Raw genomic sequence first — 26,355 nt, forward strand, 5'->3', positions numbered from 1 at the left:
GCGCCGGAGGGGCTGGATCTCCAGCCCGTCCGGCGCTTGAGGACGAGCGCGTCAGCGCGATCCCACCGGCACAGGGCGACCCCGCCGGAGAGAGCCGTAGAATCCATGCGTGGCTGGACGGATCAATGACGAGGACGTGAAGGCGGTTCGGGACGCGGTCCCGATCGACGCCGTCGTCTCCGAGTACCTCCAGCTGCGCAACGCGGGCGGCGGGAACCTCAAGGGCCTGTGCCCCTTCCACGACGAGAAGTCGCCGTCGTTCCAGGTCAGCCCCAGCAAGGGCCTGTTCCACTGCTTCGGCTGCCAGGAGGGCGGCGACACCCTCACCTTCGTGATGAAGGTCGACCACCTGACCTTCTCCGAAGCGGTGGAGCGCCTCGCCGCCAAGGCGGGCATCACGCTGCGCTACGAGGAGGGCGGGTACAACCCCTCCCACCAGCGCGGCGAACGCATCCGCCTGATCGAGGCCCACAAGGCGGCCGCCGACTTCTACACCGCCCAGCTGGAGAGCGCCGAGGCCGAGATCGGCCGCAAGTTCCTCGCCGAGCGCGGCTTCGACCAGGCCGCCGCCGCGCACTTCGGCGTGGGCTACAGCCCCGCGGGCTGGGACCACCTCACGCGCTTCCTGCGCGGCAAGGGCTTCACGGACAAGGAGCTGATCCTCTCCGGGCTCTCCCAGGACGGCCGCCGCGGCCCCATCGACCGCTTCCGCGGCCGGCTGATGTGGCCGATCCGCGACATCGGCGGCGAGGTCGTCGGCTTCGGCGCGCGCAAGCTGCGCGACGACGACAACGGCCCGAAGTACCTGAACACCCCCGAGACCCCGGTCTACAAGAAGTCCCAGGTCCTGTACGGCATCGACCTCGCCAAGAAGGACATCGCCAAGTCCAGCAGGGCCGTCGTCGTCGAGGGTTACACCGACGTGATGGCCTGCCACCTCGCGGGCATCACGACGGCCATCGCGACCTGCGGCACCGCCTTCGGCACCGAGCACATCAAGATCCTGCGGCGGCTGCTCATGGACAACGGCTCGGCCCGGGTGATCTTCACCTTCGACGGTGACGCGGCCGGCCAGAAAGCGGCCCTGCGCGCCTTCGAGGACGACCAGAAGTTCGCCGCCGAGACCTACATCGCCATCGCCCCCGACAACATGGACCCCTGCGACCTGCGCCTGGCCAAGGGCGACGAGGCGGTCGCCGACCTGGTCGAGCCGCGCACCCCGCTGTTCGAGTTCGCGCTGCGCCAGATCGTCGCCCGCTACGACCTGGAGACCCCCGGGGGCCGCGCCGCCGCCCTCGACGAGGCCGCGCCCGTGGTGGCCCGCATCAAGAACTCCGGCGCCCAGCACGAGGTCGCCGTGCAGCTCGCCGGGATGCTCGGCATCCTCGACACCCAGTTCGTCGTGAAGCGGGTCTGGCAGCTCGCCCGCTGGGCGCGCGAGCGCGGCGGCGCCCCCGCCCCCTCCGACCGGCGCGGCCCCCGGGCACCCGCCCCCGCCGCCCGCCCGGCCCACGGCGGCCCCGCCCTGAACCTGCGCAACCCCGTGTACGCCACCGAGCGCGAACTCCTGAAGCTCGCGCTCCAGTACCCCCACCTGGTCTCCCCGGCCTTCGACGCGTACGGCGTGGACGAGTTCACCGCCGCGCCCTACGCCGCGGTGCGGCAGGCGATCCTCGACGCGGGCGGCGCCGACGAGGGCCTGAAGGACCCGCAGGAGTACCTCGTCCGGGTCCGCGAGGCCGCCCCGGACGACGTGGTGCGCGCCATGGTCACCGAGCTCGCCGTGGAGGCCGTCCTGCGCCGCACGGTCGACGAGGCGTACGCGGCCGAGCAACTGGTCACCGTGCGGCTGCGTGCCGTGGACCGCCGGGTGCGGGACGTGCAGGGCACCTTCACGCGGCTCGCGGGCAGCCACGGGGACCCCAAGGAACTCGCCGCCGTGCAGAACGAGTTGTGGGTGCTCCAGCAGTACGGCAGGGCGCTGCGCGAGCGGGGCGCCGCGGCCCTTTAGGCCATGTCCCGATCCGTACCCTCCTGCCGGGCGTGGCCCCGCCCGCAGCGGATACCCGTCGAGTAACCACCCGGTCACGGAACGGACTCAGAAAGTCATCGCACGCCCCTCGTGGCGGCCGTGTGTCGTACTCCACACTGGGTTGCGGTGCCTGAGTCCTCGGAGCGCGGCCGGCCCGCGAAAGCCGACGGGTCCGACATTCCCGCGGTTCCACACATCGTGTCAGGGACGGAGAGCGGCAAGGCCGCCGACCCCGGTCCCGCTGTACCGCTGCCGTCCCCCGCAGCAGCGATCACCCTGGAGGTCGCCCCCGTGCAGACCCAGACCCTCACCCAGAAGGCCACCGCGGCGCCGGCGGACGAAGCGGACGCCGACGCCGTCGCGGCCGTACCGCAGCAGGGCCGCGCCGCGCTCCACCCGGAGCCGCCGCCCGACCACGCGGGACAGGAGGGCACCGAGCCCGCGGGGCCCGCCGAAGCCGCAGGCGAGAGCGACGAACCCGACGAGCCCGACGAGCCCGGGGCGCCCGGGGCGTCCGGCGCCGTCGCCGACGTGGTGGAGCTGCCGGCCCCGCGCGGCCGCGCCGACACCGGCGGCCCCTCGTCCGACCTCTTCCGCCAGTACCTGCGCGAGATCGGCCGCATACCCCTGCTCACCGCCGCCGAGGAGGTGGAGCTCGCCCGCGGCGTCGAGGCCGGCCTGTTCGCCGAGGAGAAGCTGTCGGGCACCCCCGACCTGGACTCCCAGCTCGCCCTCGACCTCGACAAGCTCGTCGTCCGCGGCCGGATGGCCAAGCGCCGCCTCATCGAGGCCAACCTGCGCCTGGTCGTGTCCGTCGCCAAGCGCTACGTGGGCCGCGGCCTGACCATGCTCGACCTCGTCCAGGAGGGGAACCTCGGCCTGATCAGGGCCGTCGAGAAGTTCGACTACGCCCGCGGCTACAAGTTCTCGACGTACGCGACCTGGTGGATCCGCCAGGCCATGTCCCGGGCCCTCGCCGACCAGGCCCGCACCATCCGGGTGCCCGTGCACGTCGTCGAACTCATCAACCGCGTCGTACGCGTGCAGCGCCGCATGCTCCAGGAGCGCGGCTACGAACCGACGCCCGAAGAGGTCGCCGCCCACCTGGACCTGCCGCCCGAGCGCGTCAGCGAGGTCCTGCGCCTCGCCCAGGAGCCCGTGTCGCTGCACGCGCCCGTGGGCGAGGAGGACGACGTCGCGCTCGGCGACCTCATCGAGGACGGCGACGCCGCGAGCCCCGTGGAGTCGGCGGCGTTCCTGCTCCTGCGCGAGCACCTGGAAGCGGTGCTCTCCACCCTCGGCGAGCGCGAGCGCAAGGTCGTCCAGCTCCGCTACGGCCTCGCCGACGGCCGCGCCCGCACCCTGGAGGAGATCGGCCGCATCTTCGGCGTGACCCGGGAACGCATCCGCCAGATCGAGTCCAAGACCCTCAACAAGCTCAGGGACCACGCGTTCGCGGACCAGCTGCGGGGCTACCTGGACTAGCGGGCGGGGCTAGTCCACCTCCGCCACGGCCTGCGCGAACTGGGCGGCGTACAGCCGGGCATAGGCCCCGCCCGCAGCCAGCAGCGCGTCGTGCGTGCCCTGCTCCACGATCGCCCCGTCCTCCATCACCAGGATCGTGTCCGCGTCCCGGATCGTGGAGAGCCGGTGCGCGATGACGAACGACGTACGCCCGTGCGCGAGCCGCGCCATCGCCTTCTGGATGAGCACCTCGGTCCGCGTGTCCACCGAACTGGTCGCCTCGTCGAGAACGAGGATCACCGGGTCGGAGAGGAACGCCCGCGCGATGGTGATCAACTGCTTCTCGCCCGCGCTGACGCCGGTGCCCTCGTCGTCGATGACGGTGTCGTACCCGTCGGGGAGGGTACGGATGAACCGGTCGGCGTGCGCCGCCCGAGCGGCCTCCTCGACCTGCGCACGGGTGACGCCCTTCGCGGCCCCGTACGCGATGTTCTCCGCGATGGTGCCGCCGAACAGCCAGGTGTCCTGGAGCACCATGCCGATGCCGCCGCGCAGTTCGTCCCGCGTCATCCGGCCCACGTCCACGCCGTCGAGCGTGATGCGTCCGCCGGTGACCTCGTAGAAGCGCATCAGCAGGTTCACCAGCGTGGTCTTGCCCGCGCCCGTCGGCCCGACGATGGCGACCGTGTGCCCGGGCTCCACCACCAGGGACAGGTCCTCGATCAGCGGCTTGTCCTTCTCGTACCGGAAGGACACGTGCTCCATGCCGACCTGCCCGCGCCGCTCCGCGGGCCGCTCGCCCGGCACCGGGTCGGCCTCCTGCTCCTCGGCGTCGAGCAGCTCGAAGACCCGCTCGGCCGACGCGACCCCGGACTGCACGAGGTTCGCCATCGAGGCGACCTGCGTCAGCGGCATCGAGAACTGGCGCGAGTACTGGATGAAGGCCTGCACGTCACCGATGGACAGGGCGCCGGACGCGACGCGCAGGCCGCCCACCACGGCCACGAGCACATAGTTGAGGTTCGACATGAAGAACATCAGCGGCTGCAAGAGCCCGCTGTTGAACTGGGCCTTGAACGACGCCTCGTACAGCGCGTCGTTGTGCTCCGCGAAGGCCTTCGCGGACTCCTCCTGGCGGCCGAACACCTTCACCAGGGTGTGCCCGGTGTACATCTCCTCCACGTGTGCGTTCAGGGAGCCCGTCGACTTCCACTGCTGCACGAACTGCGGCTGCGAACGCTTGCCGACCCGCGTCGCCACCACGAACGACAGCGGCACCGTGACCAGGGCCACCAGGGCGAGCAGCGGTGAGATCCAGAACATCATCGCGAGCACGCCGACGATGGTCAGCAGGGAGTTGATGAGCTGGCCCATCGTCTGCTGGAGCGTCTGGTTGATGTTGTCGAGGTCGTTGGTGGCCCGGCTGAGCACCTCGCCGCGCTGCCGCTTGTCGAAGTACGACAGGGGCAGCCGGGACAGCTTCGCCTGCACGTCGCCGCGCAACCGGAACACGGTGCGGTTGATGGCCCGGTTGGAGAGCCGCGTCGCCACCGCCATCATCAGGCCCGCCACCAGGAACGCGGCGGTCGCGAGGAGCAGCACGGAGCCGACCGCCCCGAAGTCGATGCCCTCGCCCGGGGTGAAGTCGAGCCCGGAGAGCATGTCGGCCGTGCCGCCCTCGCCGCTCGCGCGCAGCCGGTCGAGGGCCTCGCCCTTGGACTGGCCCTCGGGCATGGTCCGCCCGACGATGCCCGCGAAGACGAGGTCCGTCGCCCGGCCGAGGATCTTCGGCCCGAGCACGGAGAGGGCGACGCTGACCACGACGGTCGCGAGCATCGCGTACATCGTGGCCCGCTCGGGCCGGAACTGCCCGAGCAGCCGCCTGCCGGAGTTCTTGAAGTCCATGGACCTCGAGTCAGGACCCATCATCGGTCCACCCATGCCACCAGGGGGCATTACGCGGCCTCCGCTTCCGTCAGCTGGGAGAGCACGATCTCCCGGTACGTCCCGTTGACGGCCATGAGCTCGCGGTGGCTGCCGCTGCCCACGACCCGGCCCTCGTCGAGGACGACGATGCGGTCGGCGTCACGGATGGTCGACACGCGCTGGGCGACGATCACGACGGTCGCCTCCCTGGTCTCGTACGCCAGCGCGGCCCGCAGCGCGGCGTCGGTGGCGTAGTCGAGCGCGGAGAAGGAGTCGTCGAACAGATAGATCTCCGGCCGCTGCACCAGCGTCCGCGCGATGGAGAGACGCTGACGCTGCCCGCCCGACACGTTCGAGCCGCCCTGCGCGACGGGCGCGTCCAGCCCTTCGGGCAGCCCCTCCACGAACTCCTTGGCCTGCGCCACCTCCAGGGCGTGCCACAGCTCCGCGTCCGTCGCGTCCGGATTGCCGTAGCGCAGATTGCTCGCCACGGTCCCGGCGAACAGATAAGGCTTCTGCGGTACGAGCGAGACGGTGCGGGCGAGCAGCGCGGGATCGAGGGTGCGCACATCGACGCCGCCGACGAGGACCGCGCCGTCGGTGGCGTCCATCAGTCGCGGTACGAGGTTCAGGAGCGTCGTCTTGCCGCTGCCCGTCGACCCGATCACGGCGGTCGTCTCGCCGGGGCGCGCGACCAGGTCGATGTTCGTGAGGACGGGCTCCTCGGCGCCCGGGTAGCGGAAACCGGCGGCGCGCAGCTCCAGGTGGCCGTGGCCGCGCAGCTCCCGCACGGGCTCGGCGGGCGGCACCACGCTGGTGTCGGTGTCCAGGACCTCCTGGATCCGCTCGGCGCACACCTCGGCCCGCGGGATCATCATGAACATGAAGGTGGCCATCATCACGGACATGACGATCTGCATGAGGTAGGCGAGGAACGCGGTGAGCGCGCCGATCTGCATATGGCCGCCGTCGATGCGGTGCGCGCCGAACCAGACCACGGCGATCGACGACAGGTTCACCACCGTCATGACGATCGGGAACATCAGCGCGAGCAGCCTGCCGGTGCCGACCGACACCTCGGTCAGGTCGGCGTTGGCCTCGCGGAAGCGCTCCTTCTCGTACGCGTCGCGCACGAAGGCGCGGATGACGCGGTTGCCGGTGATCTGCTCGCGCAGCACCCGGTTCACCGTGTCCAGGCGCTCCTGCATGGTGCGGAACAGCGGCCGCAGCCTGCGCACGATCATGCTGACGCTGATCCCGAGCACGGGGACGACGGCGAGCAGCACCCCGGACAGCGGGACGTCCTGGCCGAGCGCCATCACGATGCCGCCGACGCACATGATCGGTGCCGACACCATCAGCGTGAACGCCATCAGGACCAGCGTCTGGACCTGCTGGACGTCATTGGTGGTGCGGGTGATCAGGGTGGGGGCGCCGAAGCGGCCGAGCTCCCGGGCGGAGAAGGACTGCACCCGGTCGAAGACGGCGGCCCGCACGTCGCGGCCGAGCGCGGCGGCGGTGCGGGCGCCGTACAGGACGGCACCGATGTTGCAGACCATCTGGCCGACGGTGACGGCCAGCATCAGGGCGCCGAACGACAGGATGTAGCCCGTGTCGCCCTTCACGACGCCGTTGTCGATGATGTCGGCGTTCAGGGTGGGGAGGTAGAGCGAGGCGCAGGTCTGTAGGAACTGCAACAGGACCAGCAGGGCGATGGGCTTTTTGTACGGATCCAGATGGGTCCGCAGAAGTCGTATGAGCACGCTCGTCTCTCGGCTGGGTCGCGGACAGAAGGTGGCGGGCGGGGCCGCCCACCATCCTGCGCCACCGCCCCCGTACGCGTGCAACCGATTAACCCATGACCCGGTCAAAAATCAGCCCTGGTCAAGAACTGGGCCCACTGAACGCTTCGACGCGCTCACGCAGCGCTGCGGAACGCTTAGTTCCGCCAGGCGTCCCTCAGGCGTCCCTCAGGCGCTCCTCCGGCGCTCATCGAGCGTCCCCCAGCCGTCCCTAGGCGAAGGGGGTCCCGGAGAAGGCCCCGGGGTGGGACTGCTCCCGCACCGTCATGTACTGCTGCCGCACCGCCTGGCCCACGGCCAGCTCCTCGCCCGGCTCGAAGACCTGCGAGACCGCGCCCTGCCACTGCGGCAGCTGCCCGGTGAGCGCCCAGGCGGCCTGCCGGGCGGCGCCGATCGCGGCGTAGTCGGCGGGCTGCACGACCACGACCTGCGTACCGAACAGCATCGGCGCGACCGCCCGCACCGCGGGCAGCTCGGCGGCGGCCCCGAGTAGGAAGACGCGGCGCACGTCGACACCCCGCCCGCGCAGCACGTCCAGGGCGTCGCCGAGCCCGCACAGCATGCCCTCGAACGCCGCCCGCGCCAGGTGCTCGGGCTTCATGGACTCGCGGCGAAGGCCGGTGAGGGTGCCCGCGGCGTGCGGCAGGCTCGGCGTCCTCTCGCCCTCCAGATAGGGCAGGAGGACGAGGCCGTGGGCGCCGGGCGTGGACTTCAGGGCCAGGTCGGAGAGCGCTTCGAGGTCGGGCAGGCCGAGCATCTCGGCGGTGCCGCGCAGCGCCCGTACCGCGTTGAGGGTGTGGACGACGGGCAGGTGCATGCCGGTGGCGTCGGCGAGCGAGGTGATGGTGCCGCTCGGGTCGACGAGGGCCTCGTGGTGGACGGCCATGACCGAACCCGAGGCGCCGAGGGAGACGACGGCGTCGCCCTGCCGCACCCCGAGCCCGAAGGCGGCGGCCATGGTCTCGCCGGTGCCCGCGGAGATCAGCAGCCCCTCGGGCGTCGTCCCCGCGGCGTCGGCGGGCCCGATGACCTCCGGCAGCATCGCCTGGTGGCCGAGGGCGAGCTCCACCAGGTCGGGACGGTAGGAGCCGGTGGCGGCCGACCAGTAGCCGGTGCCCGAGGCGCCGCCCCGGTCGGTGGTGCGCCGGGCGGGGCGCCCGAGCAGCTGCCACACGAGCCAGTCGTGGGCCTGTACGAGGAGCCGGGTGCGCAGGGCTGCCTCCGGCTCGTGCTTGGCCAGCCAGCGCAGCTTCGCCACGGGCATCGGGGCCTGCGGTACGCAGCCGACGGCCTGCGCCCACGCCTGCCGGCCGCCGAACCCGTCGACGAGGTCGGCGGCGGCGACCTGGCCGCGCGGGTGGTTGCCGACGAGGGCGGGCCGGACGGTGTTGCCCTGGGCGTCGAGGGGGACGAGGGCGTGCTGCTGTGCGCACACCCCGATGGCCTGTACGCCTTCGAGCAGCCCGCCGCCCGCGGCCTCGCCGAGCGAGAGCAGCCAGGCCTGCGGATCGACGTCCGCCGCCCGCCCGCCGCCCTCCGGCGTCTCCAGCGGGTGCGGGGCATAGCCCTGCCTGAGTACGGCGCCCGTGTCCGCGTCGCAGACCACGATGCGTGTGAAATCGGGCGAGCTGTCCAACCCCGCGACTATCCCCATGGCGAGGATTCTGCCGCACCGCGGGGGGTGCCCCGCACGGTTGTCCGTGCGGGGCATGTCGTTGCAGGTCGCTGGGGGGGGCGTGGGGGCGGGGCCCGGAAGCTGCCCGGTGTCACTTGTCCGGGAGCCGGGAGCTGCCCGGTGTCACTCGCCCGGGAGCCGGGTGCCGCCCGTGTCACCTGCCCGGGAGTGGGGCGCCGCCCGTGTCACCTGCCCGGGAGCCGGGAGCCGGGGGCCGTCGGTGCTGCGGGCGGCGGCCGGTGCCCTCAGGTGTTGCTCGTGCCCCAGTCGTCCGCGGTGTCGCCGCCCTGTCCGCGCTCGCGCAGCGCCCGCACGCGGTCGGCCACGGAGTCCGGCATCCGGTCACCCACGCGCTCGGAGACCGTGTCGAGGGCCTTTCCCGCCACTTCCTTGCCCTGCTGGGTCGCGGACTCGACCGTGTTGCGCACGGCGGGGTTCTGCGAGACCTCGCGGACGGACTTCTTGATCTGCTCGTAGCGCTCGCGCCCGGAGCGTGTCCCGAGCACGTACCCCAGAGCCAGCCCTGCCACGAACGTGAGCCGGTAGCGCATGACGGCCACCCTTCCCTTGCCTCGACTGCCGACGTCGGTCGCCTGGGGATACCGATTGGCGGAGCACCCCCCTGCTTGCGCTAATGTATGTGTCGCAGCGAGCGCACGCCGCCCGGGGGTTCCCAGGCAGGTGACATTGTTGCAGTGACTCCGTCACCACGGGTCATTCCCCTGTAGCTCAATTGGCAGAGCAGCCGGCTGTTAACCGGCAGGTTACTGGTTCGAGTCCAGTCGGGGGAGCTCGGTCTCCTGTAGCTCAATTGGCAGAGCAGCCGGCTGTTAACCGGCAGGTTACTGGTTCGAGTCCAGTCGGGAGAGCTGTAGGAGAGGGCCCTCGGCCACCGTCACCGGTGCCCGAGGGCCCTCTCTGTCCCTGCTCGAAGCTCCAGTACGCCCCCCGTGACGCCCTCAATGCTCCCTCGTACGTGCGGGTTTCGCCCCCGAGGGAACCGTGCGGGCCGCAGCGGGGTCCTCATGGTCGTGCGTAGCCGACCACTCGGAGCAGGAGATCGTATGAGCGGCTATGCTGCGGCAGACGGCGCGCACAAATGTGCGCGACGCGCCGTTGGGGGCGGTAGCTCAGCCGGTTAGAGCAGCGGACTCATAATCCGTCGGCCGTGGGTTCGAGTCCCACCCGCCCCACGAAAGGCCTCACGCAGAAACGTTCTGATCTGCGGAATCGCGGTTGGACGGGTGTTCTGCGTGAGGCGATTGCCTCACATCGGTGAGGCAATCGTGCGCCTGTGCGCCCAGCCGGGTCTCTGGTCCCCCTCAGTCTGGGGTTATGGGGGTACACCTCGGTGGGATCTGCGGTTGGCGGTCCCACGGCTCATCCACGGAACATCTGTGCCCCCGGTTCTTCCGGCGAAATGGCCGTTTCATCCGGGATGTGGGCGTCCCGTGAGGGGTGTGCAGCGTGCGCGGCTTGCGGCTGCTCGCTCGGCAGTCGGGTCGCGTCTGTACTCGTGCGTGATGGCCTGTCGCAAGGAATGTTGGTGATGTAGCTTGGTTATGTACATCATGGACTCGCGGTGAGGGGTGGCCGGTATGTCTGTTACCCAGATCGATCTCGATGACGAGGCGCTGGCCGAGGCGATGCGGCTGATGGGTGTCTCGACGAAGAAGGAGACGGTCAACGCGGCTCTGCGGGACTACGTGGCGCGCATCAAGAGGCTTGAGGCCGCGGAGAAGCTGGCCGCGCGGGGTGAGCGGGGCGAGTTCGAGGCTGCGGCTGCTGCTCGTGACGCTGCTAAGAACGCCCGGCGGGCAGCCTTCGAGTGATCACGTACCTTCTCGATACTTCCGCCCTGTGGCACCTCTTCCGTACGCCGGGGGCGTTGCGGCCCTGGGAAGGGCACATCGCCGCCGGCGTGTTCCATCTCTGTGAGCCCACGAGGGCGGAGTTCCTCTACTCGGCGACTAGTCCAGCCCACCGCGATGAGCTGGCCGATGAGCTGGATGCTCTCTGTCAGTTCTCGCCGGTGCCCAAGAACGCGTGGCGCTGGGTCGATACCGCGCAATACAAGCTCACCCAGCGAGGGCAACACCGCGCCGCCGGAGCCATTGATCTCCTGGTGTGCGCGACCGCCGTCCATCACGGCCACACCGTGCTTCACGTCGACAATGACTTCGCCACGGTGGCGGCGGTCCTCAAGGAAGTCCAGCAACGAGACGCACGCGCCTGACCGGTGTGAAACCGGATCCCTGCCTGCTGCTCCATCGTCCAGCCAAAGCGGCCCACCATCTGCATTCACCTTTCAGCTGACGGGTCGAGGCGCCGGTGTGGAAGCGGCGCATGGTCCGAGGTCACCCTGGGACCACCCCCGTATGCGCGGGGACCATCAGTCCACGGGCATCCCCAAGGCGACCGCCGAGGGACCACCCCGGCACGCGCGGGGACCACCTGGATTGCTGGGACGGCACGGCGAGCTCGGGGCGCGGCGATACGATCCTGAGGGTCGTGTGGGGTTGACGGACAGGGAGAGGTCTCGTGGCCAAGTTGGTTCAGGAGCAGCTGCTTGAGGTGTTCGTGGACGACTACGCGTTCGCTTTTCAGGAGTCATGGGATGCCGAGCTGCCGGTTGAGTTTCCCGACGGCTTGAACGCCGATGTGTTCGTGAATGCGTTTCCGGGCCGGGTGGACGTGTCCAGTGCCGGTCATATTCATACTGCCGCAGTGAAGGTGCAGGTGTGGGACGGGGCGCCGCCTGCTGAAGACGCCTCTGTGTGGGATGTGAGTGACGAGGCCGGGTTCGAGTCGGTGAGCGGTGATGTCGCTGTGTGGACCCCGACCTTGGGGCGCACTGATGAGCTGATCGAGCTCGGCAGAAAGGGCTCGTGGCGGGTGCGGGTGCACTGTGCGGGCCGCGACGAGGTGGCCGCGTTGAGGGGTTCGGAAGAGTCCGTTGTGGGCGTCGAGCGCTATCTGGTGCAGTTCTTCCCGGCCTGCTGACTGGCACGGGGACGGGCAGTAGGCGTCGGCCGTCCCCGGCTCGTCACGGTGTGATCCTTACGAGGAAGGCGTCGTCCTCGGTGTCAGCGAGCATCCTGTTCTTGGCGTAGAAACCTTTCAGCAGCAGCCCGGCGTCGCGGTTGTGCTCTGCCAGAACAGGCTTGGCCGAGAAGTTGAACTTCCGTGCGTGCGGGTCGTATTGATGTTCGGCGGCTCCTTCCAGTGTGGAGCGGAAGGGGTACTCGTCGCACTGCTTCTTGCCGCCCTCCGTGTAGTTCGGGCCCCAGTGCCTCTTGCACTGAGCGATGGCGGCCTTGCCGTTGTCCTCGTTGCGCCGACTGTCCCGTGTCCGGTGCAAGGGGGCACTGGGATTCTGTCCGGGAACCTTCTTGGCGGACATGTACGGCTTGGTGTCGTCGGGGCTGAGGAAGGCCAGCCGGATGTGCTTGGCGACCTCCTGCTCCACCGCTCCGCTCTTGGCGCTGTACACGAGCGGGACGGCGTAGCTGAAGGTGGCTGCACCGCGCCGGGCGGGGTTGCCGCTGCCGGTGGAGTTGGCCAGATAGCCGGCGGCTTCCCATCGGGGAGCGAGCAGGAACAACTTGGTGCTGGAAGGGGGCTGCACGGTCCACGGGGCGGGAGGTGTGACGGTGACGGTCGGCTGGTAGACCGCGAAGATCGTGTCGAGCCGACCACTGCCCTGGCCCGGTTTGGCGTGGACGGTGTGCGTGAACGACTTCTGCCGCTTGGCCTCTGCGAAGGTCTTGGTGCCGGGCATGGTGCCGGCGTAGGTGTAGCGGGCGCGGGACGGCCAGCTTTGGGTGATCTTCGCATTCACCGAGATCTTGAGGGCGTTGGCGGGGACGCTGCCGGCCTTGCCCATCTCGCTGAAGTGGAATTTGTAGTCGATCTTCCGGCTGTTCTTGGCGACCGTGCCCACCACGCGCAGGTTGAACCAGCTCTTTCCCTTGACGCGTCCGTTCTTCAGCCAGGTCTGGAGGAAGGACGTGCCGGTGCACACCGCGAAGCGGGACTTGATGAAGAACTTCTTGTCGCTTCCCAGGCCCTTGCGACATTCGTCCAGGGTCATCTTCCGGGAGGGTTCAGGGTAGATGGCGTCCCCGGGGGCCAGGGCCGAGGGCCGAGTCCCAGAGGGTGAAGCGGGCGGCGTGGGCGCGAAGGACGACTCCTTGGCGACTGTCCCATGGGCGGCGGCAGGGCCAACTGTCTCGGCTGCGGTGAGAGGCTTCTGCGCTCGGCCGGCCCGGGTCATCGCGTCCAGTCGTTCCAGGCCGCCGTCGGCTTGAAGCTGCGCGAGTGAAGGAAGGGGCGTGCCCGGTGGCAGCGCGTAGGTGAGCACACCCGCGTCCGAGCCGTCGTCGGCGAGCGCGGGTGCGGCGGCGGGCAGGGCGGTGACGGCTAAGGCGACGGCCAGGGCCGTGCGGCAGGATATGCCCAACCACGGTCTTGTCATGGAGCGTTCTCCCGTTCGGTTCGTGCCGGGCTCGTCCGGGCACGGAGGCGCAAGATTTACCGAACTGGTGACCGAAGGGTGGCGTGGAATGCCCAAGGTGGCGCGATGCCGCGCTTTGCTGGCCAGAAGCGCCCCGGTCGCTCCTGGGGCCTTGAGGAACTCGTGGTGGTGGGGCGGAGCGCCGAGGAGCCGGCTGCGTGCAGCCCTGTGACGTCCCAGCCGCTGCGAGGGGGATGCTTCAGCGGGTCACGATTGATGCGAACCGGCGCACATGAACCCCTGTGGAGCTGCGGGAGCGGTGAAGCAGCGGTGGAGCGCTGATCCGCTGAGGAGAAGGTGGCGTGGGAGCGGTGGAAGGTCGACGCCCCGCAGTAGATGCTCGCGCTCGTCGTAGCAGTGCCTTCCACTCTCGCGAGGCTGTTGCTCATCACCGCCGCCTGGAAGATCTCCGAGCACGTCAGCGTAGAGGTCGGCTCCCAAGCCGTCCCGCATACTTGTACGACTCGCTCGTCTGGCTGACGGCCCCCATCGTGACTGCTGTCGTGTGGCCGCGGGTCGTGCACCACGGCCACACGGTCCCCTCAGGCCGTTGCAGGCAGTGGTGCGGGCGTGAGCGTGGCGGGACTTGTGTGCGCCATGAATGCCTGACCGAAGGACCCGTAAAGCCTGGACCGTAGCGGGACTTGCAGGTGGTACTCGGAGGCGAGATCGAACGTGGTGCGCAGCGGGGCGTGGTACTAGCGTTCGACGGGGCCACTCCCGCATGCGCGGGACCACTCGACCCGGCACGCCACCGTGAGCGGCTGCCAGGGACCACCCCCGCACGCGCGGGGACCACGCGGCGACGTCCTGCCCTTTGATGCACTGGTCGGGACCCCCCCCGGCACGCGCGGGGAGCACGCACGCTCAGGGTGCGCTGGACGCCGACGGGGCAGGCCATCCCCGTACGCGCGGGGATCACCTGGGCGGGTCGACGAGATCGACTAGCGAGCGGTGGCCACGTAGCGAATCAGACGTGGCATGCCTGGAGCCGGGGACTGCCCTCGCGCGTGCGAGGCCAGGTTTGTTGCTGGCTCTCAGGGAGGCGAGGCGTGCTTTGCGGCCTCATGTATGCCTTGGATGTCCCGGGCGCTCTGTGTGGCGCCCTGGATGTGCCAGTTGCAGGTGACGTGCGGCTGGTGTCAGCCGATGTCGTGAACGTTGTGTTCGCGGAGGTCGGGTGCGTGGCGGGTGATGGTGCGGTAGTCGGCGTCGTCGTGCAGGACGGTCAGGCCGTGGTGGGCGGCGGTTGCCGCGATGATTAGGTCGATGGCCGAAGCGCTGCGGTGTTCTCCGGCCCGGGCCATGCGATGTTGTATCGAGCCGACCCACCGTGCGGCGTTCTTCGGCACTGATACGTCCGGGTAGAGGTCGGTGAACATTTCCGCGATTTCTTCGTACTCGTGGCTGTTGCGGGCGCTGTACAGGAACTCGGCGCGCTGGGGGTAGCAGGAGGCGATCGCCTCGGCGTCGATCGCGTCGTACCAGGCCGACTGGAGCTTGGGGTCGGAGAGCAGTCGGACCAGCCCGGACGTGTTCAGCAGGTAGATCACCGGCCGTCCTTCTCCGCCCGGTGCCGGCGCTCACCGTCCTCAACGGCTCCCCACTCGCGCGCCCGCTCGAAGTGGCGACTGATGCGGGCTGCTCGCTCCTGCTGTTCGGCGTAGAACTGGAGGGCCAGGTTGACGGCCTCTTTCTTGGTTCTGGCCTTGGACAGGGCCATGGCGCGTTCCAGGGCGTCGTCGTCGATGTCGATCTGGGTTACTGCCATGCTGCACCTCACTGCGTGTGATGGTGGTGATGTACAAAGAATTATACGGCACCAACATTCAAGTGGTGAGGGTGCGAGCTCGGTCGCAAGCAGCATGACGGTTGCTAAGTCGGCCCTAGACCGGCTCGGGAAGGCTGTGACGCCAGGAATCCGCATGTGCAGGGGACCGCTATTGCGGCGCCATCGACTGCGGCGTGGTGGAGGGACCAGCACCCCCGCACGCGCGGGGACCACGGCCAGGAACCGCCGAGCGGGGACGACTTCGGGGGACCACCCCCGCACGCGCGGGGACCACGGCAGGGGCTGCTTCATCAGGCGCTGGAGCAGGGGACCACCCCCGCACGCGCGGGGACCACGCGGCGCTGGATGCGGCGCTGAGGAACGCGGCGGGACCACCCCCGCACGCGCGGGGACCACGTCCTCCGGCGTGTCGTACGTGACCAGGCGAGGGGACCACCCCCGCACGCGCGGGGACCACTCCAACGTGTACAGCGACGTGCGGGACATGGCGGGACCACCCCCGCACGCGCGGGGACCACAGGCCGCGACCTGCGGCCCTACGCAGTCGATAGCGGATTTTCCCTTACTTCTTGAGAAATCGGCATTTCACCCTGATGGCCACAAATCGTTATCATGTGCCGCAAACTCCTCCCAGCCGCAGCATCCCGGCGGCGGACTCGCGCTGGAGCCACGTCTGGATAGACGCGTCGGCGTGAGCCTTGGTTGGGCGTGATCGGCAGGGCTCGATGTGTCCCTGTGTCGCAGATCGTCCCCCGTGGGTGCGATTCTGTCGTCACCCCGCCGTATTTGGCGCTACCGCGTCAAGCAGCTCACGACGTTCCTTCTGAGCGGCTACTCTTCGTAGGCGCAACTGGGCCGAGTTCAGCAGCTGTTGCGGTCGCTCCCTGGAATGCGACCATGCGGGCGCCAGTAGAAGCCTCCGCTGCTCCGAGCGCTTCACCGTGCCCCGTCCGGCCCTGTAAAGCCGGTGAGGCAATTGCCTCACCACCCCGGATTGGGCGGGACCGAGCGGGACTTGGTGGGGTCGAATCGGGTGGACATGTCCTGTACCCCGATAAAACCGCAGGTGATGGGTCATCGTTTTAGGTTCGAGTCCCACCCGCCCCACCTGGCTCACGTCCCGCATCGGGTGCCTCCCGTGCGGTTCAGGTGGGCCCTGACGGCGGCGCCGCGTGCGGCGTTCCACGCCCGGCGCAGGCGGGTGCCGGTCGGGCAGTAGTCCATGCGCCGACAGGGCGGGCAGGCGTGCAGGTGTCCCATGTACGTCGTGTAGACCCGTGTCGCCGCGGCGTCGAGCTCCGCCGCCGTGGCGCTCACGACTCCACCGCCGGCGGATCGGCCGTGGCGAGGAGCGCGGCCAGGTGCTCGGGGTCGCACAGATACCCGGGGCGAGCGGGGATCACGACCCAGTGCGCGTGCAGCGACAGCACACCGGGGCGGGGGAGGTACAGATAGGTCTCAAGGCGGAGGCACTCCTCTGTGCCTTCCCATATGGCGTCCGGTTCGATCAGTACGTAGTACGGCCCCATGCTGTTGCGCAGGTCCCGGATGACCGGGCCGTCGAGCCAGGAGTGCAGGACGGTGGCGACTGTCTGGGGGGCGTCGCTGCCGACCGCGGCGTGGATGCGCTCGCACGGGACGCGGACGGCGTCGAAGCGCCGGCCGAGCGGGAGCAGGGCGATGCCGTCCCTCGCCCACGCGCGGTAGACCGAGCCCGGGTCGGAGTCGGTCTGTGCCAGCCATTCGGCGATGGCGCTTCGGTCCAGAGCCTGCTCCCGTGCGCTGCTTTCCGGGACGGTAGGCGGCCCGTAGCGTCGGCCATGTCGACTCCTTCGTGGTCGGCCACGCCCCGGGGCCGTTCGCGCGGCCGCCGGGGTCTGCTCTTGCCATGCAATCGCGGGTGACAGGAGTGGGAAGGAGCCCTACGGGTGGCCAGGAGGGGGCCACACTGTCAGGGAGGGGGCCGAAAGTGGATATGAGCGAGCGGCGCGAGCACTTCGGTGTGTACCTGGCTGGTCTGCGACAGGCCCGAGGGAAGTCTCAGCGCCAGATGGCTGCACTGCTGTGCGACGCATCGGGCACCCAGTCCGTCACGCGCACCGAGATCTCCCGGTGGGAGCGGGGTAGGCGCGTCCCGGAGGTGTGGTTGCCGTGGCTGGCGCAACTGCTCGCGGTACCTCTCCAGGAGATCGAACAGGCTGCGGCCTACGCCCGGGGCGACGAGTCGGCAAGGCTGCCAGGACCGGCTGCGTCACTGTCTGCGCTGCTGCCCGAGGGCGACCCGCTGCGAGCAACCGGCACCGTAGGGCGGCGGATCGGCGCGACGGAGATCCTCGACCTGGCCAACCGGGTGCACGCCCTGCGCCTAGCCGACGACGTCCTGTCCGGTGGTGACTTGATCGACCCGACGTTCCGTGAACTGCGGTCCGCACTGGCCCTTTACCGGGAGTCGACGTTCACGGAGGACACCGGGCGTCAGCTCCTTGCCCAGATCGGCGAACTGGGCCAGATCACGGGATGGGTCGCATCGGACGCCGGACGCCTCGCCGACGCCGAGCACGCCTACCGGCTCGGCCTGGACGCGGCACGGCAGGCAGGCGACGCGCCTCTGGCCGGGAACCTCGCCGGCTCGCTCGCCTACCAGTGGTCCAACAACGGACGCGAGCGCGAAGGCGCCGAGCTCGCCGAAGCCGCGCTACGGGAATCCGGGCCCGCGGCACCGGCGGTCGCCCGCGCCCTGTTCTCGGACCGGGTCGCGTGGGCCCACACCCGGGCCGGAAGACCGGACAGCGCACAAGCCGCGATGCGGGCCCTCGGCGAAGCCCACGCCGCCCTCGACGAGGAGACGGACGGACAAGCCCCGCCGTGGGCGTACTGGGTGTCGCGTGAAGAACTGAAGATCATGGATGCGCGGGTCTTTACGGAGCTGCGCCGCCCGCTGCGCGCGGTACCGCTGCTGACGGACGTGTTGAGTCGATACGACATAACGCACGCCCGCGAGTTGGCGCTCTACAGGTCGTGGCTGGCGGTCGCCTTGGCGGACGCGAACGAACCCGAGCAGGCCGCGGCCGAGGCCCAGCGGGTCATCGCCCTGGCAGGGGAACTCTCATCCGAGCGGACAGCGACGCGCACACGGGTGGTACTGGAGCGACTGCAACCGTTCGCTGCCGTGCCGGAGGTGCGCAGCGTACTTGCCGAGCACAGGCACTTGCTGCACGCCTGACCCCTGACGTGACGAAGCGGCCCCGCACCTCGAAGGAGAGCGGGGCCGGAGTCCGGCTGTGCCGCGAGCCGGGACGCTTTCGTCAGGTGTCGGACTTGAGCGAGCGACGGAGGATGTCCCACTCGCGTACACGCAGTCTGTAGGAGCCCGGGCCGGGGCCGGCTTTGGCGAGGGGAGGCAACTCCTCGTCCAGGTCGTCCATCAGAGCATCGACGATGAGCTCCCCGGGCGGGCTCCGGACGGAGAGCTCCACACGGCAGGGGTTTGTCCCAGAGCCGCCGGATGCCGCGGGGTGTAGGACAGTAGGGACCACCGGAAATGATTCAGTGGTCCCTACTGCCATACGACGAGGCTCTACAGAATGATCGGGACCGGACCACTTCCCGCAGGAAGGGTGTCACCGTTTTTGGTTCGCCCGCGCATCGAGTCAGGCGCGACGACCCGGGCCACGGTCCCGTAGTCACCCCGTCTTTGGGCCGGCCCGCTTTCCGCGATCCGCCTACCGCAAGCCACCACTCTGCCAAGAACCGCGGTTCAGGGCAGAGCTGTTCACCCATCTTCCAGATCATGGGTGGCATCGGGCTGCGGCGACCCGGGCTTCGAGCTGCCGTCAAGAACCGGTCATATCAACGACATTGCGTTCTGCGTCGCCACGAACATGAACTTCCCCAAGTCGGGCGCGGGCGTGGACGCGGCAGCGGTCCCACCGCTCCCCGCTTCCTGGGCCGTACCCGCTGCGGCCCAGGATTCCCCCGGTGTCACAGCCGAAGCCGTGGTCGCTGTCGCCCCGACTGCGAGCGTAGCTCCCAATCCCGCAGCGACGAGCGCATGACGAACACGCATGACATACCCCTCTCCAAGAAGCCCTGCCCTGATGGCCAGGCTGAGCAGTTGGACCCTGACAGGGGATCGTCAGCAGCGACTGTGAGGAAGCAGACCTTGTCCTGTATGTGACTGTGTTTGTCTCATCTGGGGGCCCTCCCACCGTCCAGGGACCTCACGAGTCTCCGTACCGGCGCCATCCGCCGCCTGGTGGGCGGGCCCGCGGTTCCGCTTGACTCGGCCGGGCGGGGAGGGCGAGCGGCGAGTGCGGTCGGCACCGGTCAGGGGGCGGGGGCTCGCAAGGCCATGGTGGCCTGGTGGGCGAGCCAGGGTTCGGCCTGGTCGTAGGACCATCCGTTGTCGTCGACCAGCGTGAAGTATCCGCTGTATCCGAAGTAGAACCACAGGATGCCGGTCGCCTGCTCGACCGTCATATGTGGGTGCGTGCCGTTGATTTTGTGCAGATGGGCGGCGACGGTGGCGAGCGCGTCCCGGTAGCGACGGGTCCCGATCGCCAGCCCTTCGGCCGCGCCCTCGTTGTGGGGCGCCGTCGCGATCAGGATGCGCATGATGTCACCGAAGCTCTCCCGCATGGACCTGGTCACGGCGGACAGCTGGCGCAGCAGCTCGTCCGGATCGGTGTAGGAATCCATCTCGTCCATCGACGCGGCGACGATGGGGGCCTGGCTCCAGATGTCCACCAGGGTGCGCAGCAGACCCTGCTTGCCGCCGCCGACGGCGTAGACGGTCGTCGGGGCGACCCGGGCCTCGGCGGCGATCTCCTCGACCGTGGTCGCGAAGTAGCCCTTGAGCGAGAAGAGCAGCCGCGCGGACTCGACGATGGCCAGCCGGGTGGCCTCCGCGTAATCGCTCCGTCGGCTCTTGTGCGGTGTTGACATGACCGTACTTTGCCGTATCCCGGTCTCCGTTGCCAGGCTGTGTTGACCGGAGTTAGACTCCGGCGAGCGGATTGCTTCTTTGAACGATGAGTTCTGCGGTAGCGCACAGACCATGCGACGAGCCGGAAAGGGGCACTGCGGTGACGTATCCAGGGCGAACCACGCGATGTACGAAGCCGGCCACCCCCCTGTGCCGTACGCCCCTCCCGAAGCAAGCGGGGACGTCCTCGGCCACCTAGGGCTTCGCTCGCCCGCTCCGGAACGGTGCGAGTGCCCGCCGCCCTGCCGCCGTCCCGCAGTACGTGGCTCCGGCCGACGTCCGGGCGTGCGTTCCCCACAGCCGTACCAGGGCCTCACTGAGGTCACCGCCCCCGCTGAACAGCGCGACAGGCGCACGGACGAGCCCGAGTCCAGCCCCATCCTCCGGTGCTTGGACGGTTCTGCCGCGCCCGGAACAGCGCAAGAAGGACAGCTCCACGTCCCGGCTGTGCGCCGCCTCCCACGACGGAGCGGGGCCGGTCACGGACCTTCACACCGAGCAGAGCCCCATTCGCAGCCATCCGAAGGGTTCCCTTGTGTCGCATCCCCTCACGTCGGCCACGTCCATGGCGATACACACCTCCGCACCCGCGGCAGCATTCACGCCCACGCCCGCGGCTGCGTCCGTACCGTTACCCGGGGCCGCAGCAGCCGGCGGCCACACCCCGCTTCCGTACACCCCCAACTGCCGTCGGCTCCTGCGCGACGCCGACCACCTGCTGATCGGGGTGAGTCCAGGCAACGGTTACTTCGGCATCCCCACCCTGACCCGTATGTTCCGCTGGGCGCATGCCACCTTCCAGCGGGTGGACGTCATCGTCCCCGACCGCTCCCTGGCGTCCAACTACCGCGCCCGGGGCTATCCCGACCAGGCGGCACACAAGAAGGCGCGGACAGAAGTGTCCTGCGTCCGAAGGCGCATCCGGCGCGCCTTCGAGCGCAGCGAGATCCCTGGGGAGGACCAGCACACCCACCTGCTGTCCGACCTCGCCCAGACCGATGCCTACCAGCGACTGCACCTGCGCGTCCGGAACGCGCTGACCACCGACGAACGCACCCACGCCCTCTGCCGGAAGGTGTCCGCCCGCGCCGTCCCCGTAGCGGCAGCCGGGTCCGGGACGGCATGCGGGCCCGGGACCGCCGCGGCCAGTTCCGGCGAGGACGGCGGCACGAAGCCGGGCGGCCGGGGCAGCGACGCCGCCGCCCTGGCCCTGGAGTACCTCATCGACGAACTGCCCTTCTTCATGGACACCCCGAGCATCCTCGGTGTCCCCTCGTCACTGGTCAGCTATCACGCGCCGGTGGGCTTCGCCGACCTGCTCTACACCGGGGCCGGCCCCCTGCACGCCGCAGCCAACCAGGGCTTCATCCTCCTCAAGGACCACGCGGCGCAGTGACAGTCCGGCCGCACCCCGCACCGGCCCCAGCGGACCCGCACTCGGCCAGGAGGGGCGGACCGCCCCCCCCGTATGTGAAGGAGCGTCCCGCCGTGACTACCGCACAAGAACAAGGCCCCCTCACCTTCCCCTTCCACGACTGGAGTCAAGAGCTCTCCCCGCACCACCAACGGCTGCGCGAAGCCGACGCACCGGCCTGCCCCGTCGTCTCCGAGTACACCGGAGACCGGCTGTGGCTCGTCACCAGGTACGCCACCGCCAAGCGGCTGCTGGAGGACCCACGATTCAGCTCGACCGCCGCGATGGCGCCCGGTGCGCCCCGCCAGGAGCCCGTGGAACTGCGCGCCCCCGGCACCACCGGCGACGGAGTGTCGGTGCTGCGCGAAGCGGGCCTGCGCTCGGTCTTCATCGAAGGCCTCGGGCCGCGTGCGGCCCGGCGTCAGGGGAAGTGGCTCCGCGACCGGGCCGACACGTTGCTGCGCGACCTCGCCGAGCACGGGGGTCCCGTCGACCTCGCGGCGGACTTCGCGCAACCCCTGGCGGCGGCGATGACGTCCCGCGTCCTGCTCGGCCAACTCAGCACCGAGGAGACCGCGCTGCTTCGTGACCACGCCGACCGCTGCCTCCAGTTCTGCGGCGCCACCGCCGAGCAGCAGCGCGAAGGCCTCATCGACATCCACCGGTTCTTCACCGCCCACGCCCGCCGGCTGGCCGAGGGGCCCGGGGACCATCTGCTCAAGCGGCTCGCCGAAGCCCCGGCCGAGGCCGGCCCGCTCGGCGACGCCGCGCTGTCCGAGATAGCCGCGCTGCTGTTGATCGCCGGATACCCCACGACCTCGGGGTTCCTGTGCGGCGCTGTGATCACTTTGCTGCGGCACCCGGAAACCATCGCTCGGTTGCACCGCGATCCCGCGCTGGTCCCGGACACCGTGGAGGAACTGCTGCGCCACACACCCCTGTCGACCGGGGCTGCCAAACGGATGGCCACCGAGGACGCGGACATCGACGGCGTTCAGATCCGGGCGGGAGAGGTGGCGATGGTCTCGCTGGAGGCCGCCAACCACGACCCGGACGCCTTCGACGACCCCGACAGCTTCCTCCCCGAACGCCACGGCCCGGGACACCTCGGCTTCGGCCACGGCCCCAACTTCTGCCCCGGGAACCGTCTGGCCCGCTGCCTGATCGACGCGATGGTGCGTGCGGTGGCCCGCAGGCCCGGACTCCGCCTGACTGTGCAACCCGAGGAGATCCGCTGGCACGAGGGCCTCTTCTTCCGCCGCCCGAAGGCGATCCCAGCCTCCTGGTGACCCCGACGCGGCGGCCCGCCGCACAAGGGTGTCTGTCGAACCATCGAATGTGCCCTGCGCCAGATCCGTACCGAGCGCACCCGGCGTAAGAGCAGTGCGCCAGCACCTGGCACTCCTCGCGCACTCCGGCGCAGTCGTGTCCGGGTTTCATCGGCGCGGTCGAGGACGGCCCGGCCCGGACAGCGTGGCGCTGGATGGAGGCCGCGCGGTACCAGCTCGGACGCATTCGGGACCATCCCCGCACCTGCGGGAGTGGTCCCGGATCCGGCGGCGTCGTGCAAACCATCGTCTCCGACCGCGCCGACCTCTCCGGCATCCGGGACTCCAGCCTCCCATTCACCTACGCGGCAGGCGACATCCTGTACGGCTCCAACCGCTACGAAGCCGTCTTCTGACCCCATGGGCCGGCGTTCGCGTACCTCAGCAATTGATCCGCCGCTTCTGATTACGGGCAAAAGGGCGGCGCACAGACGCCGGGGCCGTACCCACCCATCGCTCCCTGCTGATCCTGATCCCCGGACGCAGGACCCGGCTGCTGCGACGCCTCCCACGGCAGAGCGCGGGCTGGTGCCGCACCGGCCGCTCCCGCTCCCACCGCCAGAACCGCGACCACGCTCAAGCAGGTTCCGGCAACGCGCTGACTGATGCGACGCATGAGGTCCTCCTCAGACCGGAAGTCTTGCCTTACTCACCCAGACGCACTGGCTGGCGACCACCGTTGCGTGTGCGCGTGCTGCCACGACAAGTGCGTTCCCCCACTCCGCTCTCGTCCTCCGGCCGTGGCTTCGTCACGCCTGGAGGTTCTGTTGAAGCTGCCACCAGATCCCAGGGGGTGCCCGCGCCTACCGCACACCGGGCGGGACCACCCCCTACAGTCGCGCACGCCGCGGTGTGAAGCTTCGCGCGGTGTGAAGCTTCGCTACCTCGGCACCGCCTACACCGCGCCGCGAGACCCACCCCCCTCTTCAGGATCCCGCAGCGCGGACTCCTCACCGTCACGCTCATCCCGGACGCACCGGCACCCTTCAGAGCCTTCAACGCCTTCTGTACGGGTCTGATGTCGCACCGTGGTGCCGCGCCGGGCGCCGCCGAGGCCGCCGGGGCCGCCGCCGCGTCGGGAACCGTCACCAGAGAGGCCGTGCAAGCCAGAGCCGCGATCGCGCTCGTCCTACGTCGCACGATGTCTCCTTGTCCGCTTCGCCAAGCTGTCCGCTTCGCCGAGCTGTCTGCTTCGCCGAGCTGTCTGCTTCGTCGAGATCGATACGTCGATCCTCGGGCGGAGGCGTGCGACGGGGTATCCGCCGGATGTCCGGACCGCACCCGCCGGTCGGCGGGGCACGCAGACGCCAAGGGACGCGGACAGCGAGGCACGCGGAACGGGCCCGGGAGCGCGGGGTGGGTGCGCTTCCGGGCCCGTCGGAGGGGCCGTGCGGGGGAGGGGCAGGGCGGCAGCGGGTCAGTGCGGCTGCGGGGTCAGTGCAGCAGCGCGGAGCCGTTCACCTGCTGCGTTATCGCGCCCTTGCCGTCACCGGCGATGTCGTAGACGACCTTGGAGTCCGCCGACCACCAGAGGTTTTTGTCGTAGTCGGCGTCCGGTGCCGCGCACCGGTTCGGCGGGTTCTCGTAGTCGTCCTCGTTGCCGGTGTAGTCGACGTGCTTGTTCACGAGGTCCGTCAGGTCGCAGGTCCGGTACGTGATGACCTTGTCCTCGTCGAACGGCGGCTGGGGCGCCTGGCGCGCTTCGATCCGCGTCGTGACGACGAAGCTGGTGAACCGCTTCTCGTCCAGGTGTCCCTGCGGGTCGACGGGGCGCCAGGAGGTGAAGCTGTGCCCGGTGACCTTGCTGCCGTCGATGCCCGCGCAGTTCTTCACGTAGAAGGTCAGGTCGGGCCTCGGTCCCGGAGTCGTCACGCTGAAGCTGTTCTTGACGGGATCGGTGCACGACTCCGCCGCGTGCGCGGGTGCCGCGAGCACGACGCCCCCGGCCATGACGCCGACCGCGATCACGGCACCGGAAATCTTCTTACGCATGGTTGAGCGCCTTTCGGTACGGCTTGTCTGTCTTGTGTGGCGTGTGCGTCCCAGGCACCTCATGGGCCTCGTACGCCGTAGGTCGCAACGGCGGCGGCGGGTGGCCTCGCCGGGTCGGTGCCGCTCAGGCGCGCCGGACCTCGAAGTAGTCGACCTTGTCGTTCCAGTTGCCGCCGCCCGGGTAGCCGAGGCGCTTGAAGTTGGGGTAGTTGCCCGCCCTCGACGTGCTTCCGGCGTCCAGTGCCCTGACCCGGTCCGCCGTGGGCCAGGTGCGCGAGTCGGTGATCTTCGCGTCGCCGTAGTTGAGGGACCAGTGCATGACGCGGTAGTAGACGGAGCTCAGCTTGTTCTGCATGCCGTAGCTCTTGAGCTTCTTCGTGCCGTCCTCGGAGAACCGGAGGATCTTGCCCTTGTGCTTGGCGTGCTGGTACAGGCACCAGTAGTCGACGACGCAGCGGCTCGGCAGCCGGAGCAACGCGCCGGGTGCGGAGTCGGCCCGCTGGGTCGCCTCGCGGGACGCGGCCGGCAGCTTCGGGTCGGCCAGTGCCTCTTCGTCCGTGTCGTAGCAGTTGACTTCGCCGCCGGGCAGTTCGGTGCAACTGGTGGCGCCCTCCCAGGACTCGGCGAGGTTGATCTTGCGCCCCTTGTAGTCGGCGATGACCGGCCCGGCGGGCGCTTCGGTGCCCGGCTCGTCCATGGGCGGATTCCCCGACGGTCCGTCGGGCTTGTCCGTCGGGTCCTCGGACGGCTCCTCGGACGGCTCGTCCGTCGGCTCGTCCGTCGGCTCGTCGGTCGGATCCTCGGTCGGCTCGTCGGTCGGGTCCTCGACCGACTCCTCCGGTGGCGTCGTGGAGGTGGCCGTCGGCTCGGGAGCCGGGTCGGCCGCGTGCACCACCGCACCGCTGGTGAGCATCAGCGCGGCGGCCGACGTGGTGACGACGAACAGGGAAGTCAACGGTTTGCGCATCAAAGAGTGCTCTCCGGGGGGGTGTGGTGGGTGTGCGGCCGCTCCGTACCGCGCCCTGTACGCGTCGAGCACCTGGCCCTGACCCGGGTGAAGGGCTTCGCTCCCGCTACGAGGAGGGGAGTTACCCTTGCAATTTCGAGTCGGTGGTCCGCGCGCCGGTGACGGCGGCGGTGACGGCAACTGGACGGATGTACAAGTCGGGTGTGCAGGTTAGGTGTGCAGTTCGGGCGTACGGGGCGGGTGTATCGGAGGGTTGGGAAGGCGCCGTCGAGGCTGTGCGGCATGCGTTTGCTCGACTTTGCGATCACAGTCTCAGTCTTTCGCCGCTGTGAATCCAGGGCCCTCGGAGTGGCTGGCCTGAAGTCGCCTGTGCCCGGAATGTTCCTTCTTCGGCGACGAGTGGTGGGGTGTGATGTGTGCCTGGTGTGGTCATGACGAAACGGAAGGGTGAATGTCCTTCTCC

General features: G+C 69.6%; 21 protein-coding genes, 3 tRNA genes and 1 CRISPR repeat array. Of the genes, 11 read left to right on the plus strand and 13 right to left on the minus strand.

All coding sequences use genetic code 11. The features are described 5' to 3' along the window. Window positions 1-109: 109 nt before the first annotated feature. Both dnaG and ACH4DX_RS02595 read left to right on the plus strand, forming a co-directional pair. The gene (dnaG, locus tag ACH4DX_RS02590; protein ID WP_398117121.1) at window positions 110-2,011 is read left to right on the plus strand and encodes a DNA primase; all 1,902 of its coding nucleotides are present in this window, start codon (window positions 110-112) and stop codon (window positions 2,009-2,011) included. Between the two features lie 147 nt (window positions 2,012-2,158). After that, window positions 2,159-3,517, plus strand: coding sequence for a sigma-70 family RNA polymerase sigma factor (locus ACH4DX_RS02595; protein ID WP_398153716.1), 1,359 nt, complete (start codon window positions 2,159-2,161; stop codon window positions 3,515-3,517). A gap of 9 nt (window positions 3,518-3,526) precedes the next feature. Here ACH4DX_RS02595 and ACH4DX_RS02600 read toward each other — a convergent pair whose 3' ends face one another. The 4 genes from ACH4DX_RS02600 to ACH4DX_RS02615 form a co-directional block, all read right to left on the minus strand. Then, on the minus strand, window positions 3,527-5,452 hold the full coding sequence (locus ACH4DX_RS02600) for an ABC transporter ATP-binding protein (protein WP_398153717.1): 1,926 nt from the start codon (window positions 5,450-5,452) through the stop codon (window positions 3,527-3,529). Beyond that, window positions 5,452-7,185: an ABC transporter ATP-binding protein gene (locus ACH4DX_RS02605; RefSeq protein ID WP_398153718.1), complete on the minus strand. Its 1,734-nt coding sequence runs from the start codon at window positions 7,183-7,185 to the stop codon at window positions 5,452-5,454. Before ACH4DX_RS02605 ends, ACH4DX_RS02600 begins: the two co-directional genes overlap by 1 nt. Window positions 7,186-7,435: 250 nt before the next feature. Further along, window positions 7,436-8,878, minus strand: a complete 1,443-nt coding sequence (locus ACH4DX_RS02610; RefSeq protein ID WP_398117127.1) for an FGGY-family carbohydrate kinase — start codon at window positions 8,876-8,878, stop codon at window positions 7,436-7,438. 266 nt (window positions 8,879-9,144) lie between these two features. Next, complete coding sequence (locus tag ACH4DX_RS02615; protein WP_398117129.1) at window positions 9,145-9,450, minus strand: YtxH domain-containing protein; 306 nt, start codon at window positions 9,448-9,450, stop codon at window positions 9,145-9,147. A 167-nt stretch (window positions 9,451-9,617) separates the two neighbouring features. Between ACH4DX_RS02615 and ACH4DX_RS02620 the strand changes: the two genes are divergently transcribed. The 6 genes from ACH4DX_RS02620 (at window position 9,618) to ACH4DX_RS02645 (ending at window position 11,902) form a co-directional block, all read left to right on the plus strand. Further along, a tRNA-Asn gene (locus ACH4DX_RS02620) sits at window positions 9,618-9,690 on the plus strand. A 5-nt stretch (window positions 9,691-9,695) separates the two neighbouring features. Next, window positions 9,696-9,768, plus strand: a tRNA-Asn gene (locus ACH4DX_RS02625). A gap of 250 nt (window positions 9,769-10,018) precedes the next feature. Then, a tRNA-Ile gene (locus ACH4DX_RS02630) sits at window positions 10,019-10,092 on the plus strand. A 405-nt stretch (window positions 10,093-10,497) separates the two neighbouring features. After that, entirely contained in the window at window positions 10,498-10,731 is a 234-nt protein-coding gene (locus ACH4DX_RS02635) for a type II toxin-antitoxin system VapB family antitoxin (protein ID WP_398117130.1), read from the plus strand. Continuing rightward, the gene (locus tag ACH4DX_RS02640) at window positions 10,728-11,135 is read left to right on the plus strand and encodes a PIN domain nuclease (protein WP_398153719.1); all 408 of its coding nucleotides are present in this window, start codon (window positions 10,728-10,730) and stop codon (window positions 11,133-11,135) included. Before ACH4DX_RS02635 ends, ACH4DX_RS02640 begins: the two co-directional genes overlap by 4 nt. 305 nt (window positions 11,136-11,440) lie before the next feature. Continuing rightward, window positions 11,441-11,902, plus strand: coding sequence for a hypothetical protein (locus tag ACH4DX_RS02645; RefSeq protein ID WP_398117133.1), 462 nt, complete (start codon window positions 11,441-11,443; stop codon window positions 11,900-11,902). A gap of 43 nt (window positions 11,903-11,945) precedes the next feature. Here ACH4DX_RS02645 and ACH4DX_RS02650 read toward each other — a convergent pair whose 3' ends face one another. The 5 genes from ACH4DX_RS02650 to ACH4DX_RS02670 all read right to left on the minus strand — a co-directional run bounded on the left by ACH4DX_RS02650 (window position 11,946) and on the right by ACH4DX_RS02670 (window position 16,736). Then, window positions 11,946-13,376 carry a hypothetical protein gene (locus tag ACH4DX_RS02650; RefSeq protein ID WP_398153720.1) on the minus strand — a complete coding sequence of 477 codons (1,431 nt, stop codon included), beginning with the start codon at window positions 13,374-13,376 and terminating at the stop codon, window positions 11,946-11,948. Window positions 13,377-14,557: 1,181 nt separating this feature from the next. Further along, entirely contained in the window at window positions 14,558-14,968 is a 411-nt protein-coding gene (locus ACH4DX_RS02655; protein WP_398117137.1) for a PIN domain-containing protein, read from the minus strand. After that, window positions 14,965-15,186 (minus strand): type II toxin-antitoxin system VapB family antitoxin, encoded by a 222-nt coding sequence (locus ACH4DX_RS02660; RefSeq protein WP_398153721.1) that lies wholly within the window; start codon window positions 15,184-15,186, stop codon window positions 14,965-14,967. The genes ACH4DX_RS02655 and ACH4DX_RS02660 overlap by 4 nt, the downstream gene beginning before the upstream one ends. 205 nt (window positions 15,187-15,391) lie before the next feature. Then, window positions 15,392-15,725: direct repeats of the CRISPR family, unit length 29 nt; unit sequence GGGACCACCCCCGCACGCGCGGGGACCAC. A 595-nt stretch (window positions 15,726-16,320) separates the two neighbouring features. After that, window positions 16,321-16,524, minus strand: coding sequence for a hypothetical protein (locus ACH4DX_RS02665; RefSeq protein ID WP_398153722.1), 204 nt, complete (start codon window positions 16,522-16,524; stop codon window positions 16,321-16,323). Further along, window positions 16,521-16,736: a hypothetical protein gene (locus tag ACH4DX_RS02670; protein WP_398153723.1), complete on the minus strand. Its 216-nt coding sequence runs from the start codon at window positions 16,734-16,736 to the stop codon at window positions 16,521-16,523. Before ACH4DX_RS02670 ends, ACH4DX_RS02665 begins: the two co-directional genes overlap by 4 nt. Before the next feature lie 446 nt (window positions 16,737-17,182). Between ACH4DX_RS02670 and ACH4DX_RS02675 the strand changes: the two genes are divergently transcribed. Further along, window positions 17,183-18,430: a helix-turn-helix domain-containing protein gene (locus ACH4DX_RS02675; RefSeq protein WP_398154164.1), complete on the plus strand. Its 1,248-nt coding sequence runs from the start codon at window positions 17,183-17,185 to the stop codon at window positions 18,428-18,430. Window positions 18,431-18,512: 82 nt separating this feature from the next. Here the strand turns inward: ACH4DX_RS02675 and ACH4DX_RS02680 are convergent, their stop codons facing one another. Beyond that, window positions 18,513-18,683, minus strand: coding sequence for a hypothetical protein (locus ACH4DX_RS02680; RefSeq protein WP_398153724.1), 171 nt, complete (start codon window positions 18,681-18,683; stop codon window positions 18,513-18,515). Window positions 18,684-19,533: 850 nt separating this feature from the next. Beyond that, complete coding sequence (locus ACH4DX_RS02685) at window positions 19,534-20,151, minus strand: TetR/AcrR family transcriptional regulator (protein WP_398153725.1); 618 nt, start codon at window positions 20,149-20,151, stop codon at window positions 19,534-19,536. A gap of 575 nt (window positions 20,152-20,726) precedes the next feature. Here ACH4DX_RS02685 and ACH4DX_RS02690 point away from each other — a divergent pair. Next, window positions 20,727-21,587 carry a tRNA-dependent cyclodipeptide synthase gene (locus ACH4DX_RS02690; RefSeq protein WP_398153726.1) on the plus strand — a complete coding sequence of 287 codons (861 nt, stop codon included), beginning with the start codon at window positions 20,727-20,729 and terminating at the stop codon, window positions 21,585-21,587. 92 nt (window positions 21,588-21,679) lie between these two features. Continuing rightward, window positions 21,680-22,894, plus strand: coding sequence for a cytochrome P450 (locus ACH4DX_RS02695; protein WP_398153727.1), 1,215 nt, complete (start codon window positions 21,680-21,682; stop codon window positions 22,892-22,894). 1,473 nt (window positions 22,895-24,367) lie between these two features. Here ACH4DX_RS02695 and ACH4DX_RS02700 read toward each other — a convergent pair. Together ACH4DX_RS02700 and ACH4DX_RS02705 are read right to left on the minus strand one after the other, a co-directional pair. After that, entirely contained in the window at window positions 24,368-24,925 is a 558-nt protein-coding gene (locus ACH4DX_RS02700; RefSeq protein WP_398117153.1) for a hypothetical protein, read from the minus strand. Between the two features lie 124 nt (window positions 24,926-25,049). After that, window positions 25,050-25,892: a PT domain-containing protein gene (locus ACH4DX_RS02705; protein WP_398153728.1), complete on the minus strand. Its 843-nt coding sequence runs from the start codon at window positions 25,890-25,892 to the stop codon at window positions 25,050-25,052. Window positions 25,893-26,355 lie beyond the last annotated feature (463 nt).

The organism is Streptomyces sp. NPDC017940, assembly GCF_044328435.1.
Taxonomy (GTDB): domain Bacteria; phylum Actinomycetota; class Actinomycetes; order Streptomycetales; family Streptomycetaceae; genus Streptomyces.

What these genes read in the sequence shown, in the direction of transcription:
- ACH4DX_RS02675 (WP_398154164.1), top strand. Translation starts at nt 17,183, where the DNA reads ATGAGCGAGCGGCGCGAGCACTTCGGTGTGTACCTGGCTGGTCTGCGA.
- ACH4DX_RS02705 (WP_398153728.1), bottom strand. Translation starts at nt 25,892, where the DNA reads ATGCGCAAACCGTTGACTTCCCTGTTCGTCGTCACCACGTCGGCCGCC.
- ACH4DX_RS02600 (WP_398153717.1), bottom strand. Translation starts at nt 5,452, where the DNA reads ATGCCCCCTGGTGGCATGGGTGGACCGATGATGGGTCCTGACTCGAGG.
- ACH4DX_RS02635 (WP_398117130.1), top strand. Translation starts at nt 10,498, where the DNA reads ATGTCTGTTACCCAGATCGATCTCGATGACGAGGCGCTGGCCGAGGCG.
- ACH4DX_RS02670 (WP_398153723.1), bottom strand. Translation starts at nt 16,736, where the DNA reads ATGGGGCCGTACTACGTACTGATCGAACCGGACGCCATATGGGAAGGC.
- ACH4DX_RS02615 (WP_398117129.1), bottom strand. Translation starts at nt 9,450, where the DNA reads ATGCGCTACCGGCTCACGTTCGTGGCAGGGCTGGCTCTGGGGTACGTG.
- ACH4DX_RS02650 (WP_398153720.1), bottom strand. Translation starts at nt 13,376, where the DNA reads ATGACAAGACCGTGGTTGGGCATATCCTGCCGCACGGCCCTGGCCGTC.
- ACH4DX_RS02700 (WP_398117153.1), bottom strand. Translation starts at nt 24,925, where the DNA reads ATGCGTAAGAAGATTTCCGGTGCCGTGATCGCGGTCGGCGTCATGGCC.
- ACH4DX_RS02610 (WP_398117127.1), bottom strand. Translation starts at nt 8,878, where the DNA reads ATGGGGATAGTCGCGGGGTTGGACAGCTCGCCCGATTTCACACGCATC.
- ACH4DX_RS02685 (WP_398153725.1), bottom strand. Translation starts at nt 20,151, where the DNA reads ATGTCAACACCGCACAAGAGCCGACGGAGCGATTACGCGGAGGCCACC.
- ACH4DX_RS02660 (WP_398153721.1), bottom strand. Translation starts at nt 15,186, where the DNA reads ATGGCAGTAACCCAGATCGACATCGACGACGACGCCCTGGAACGCGCC.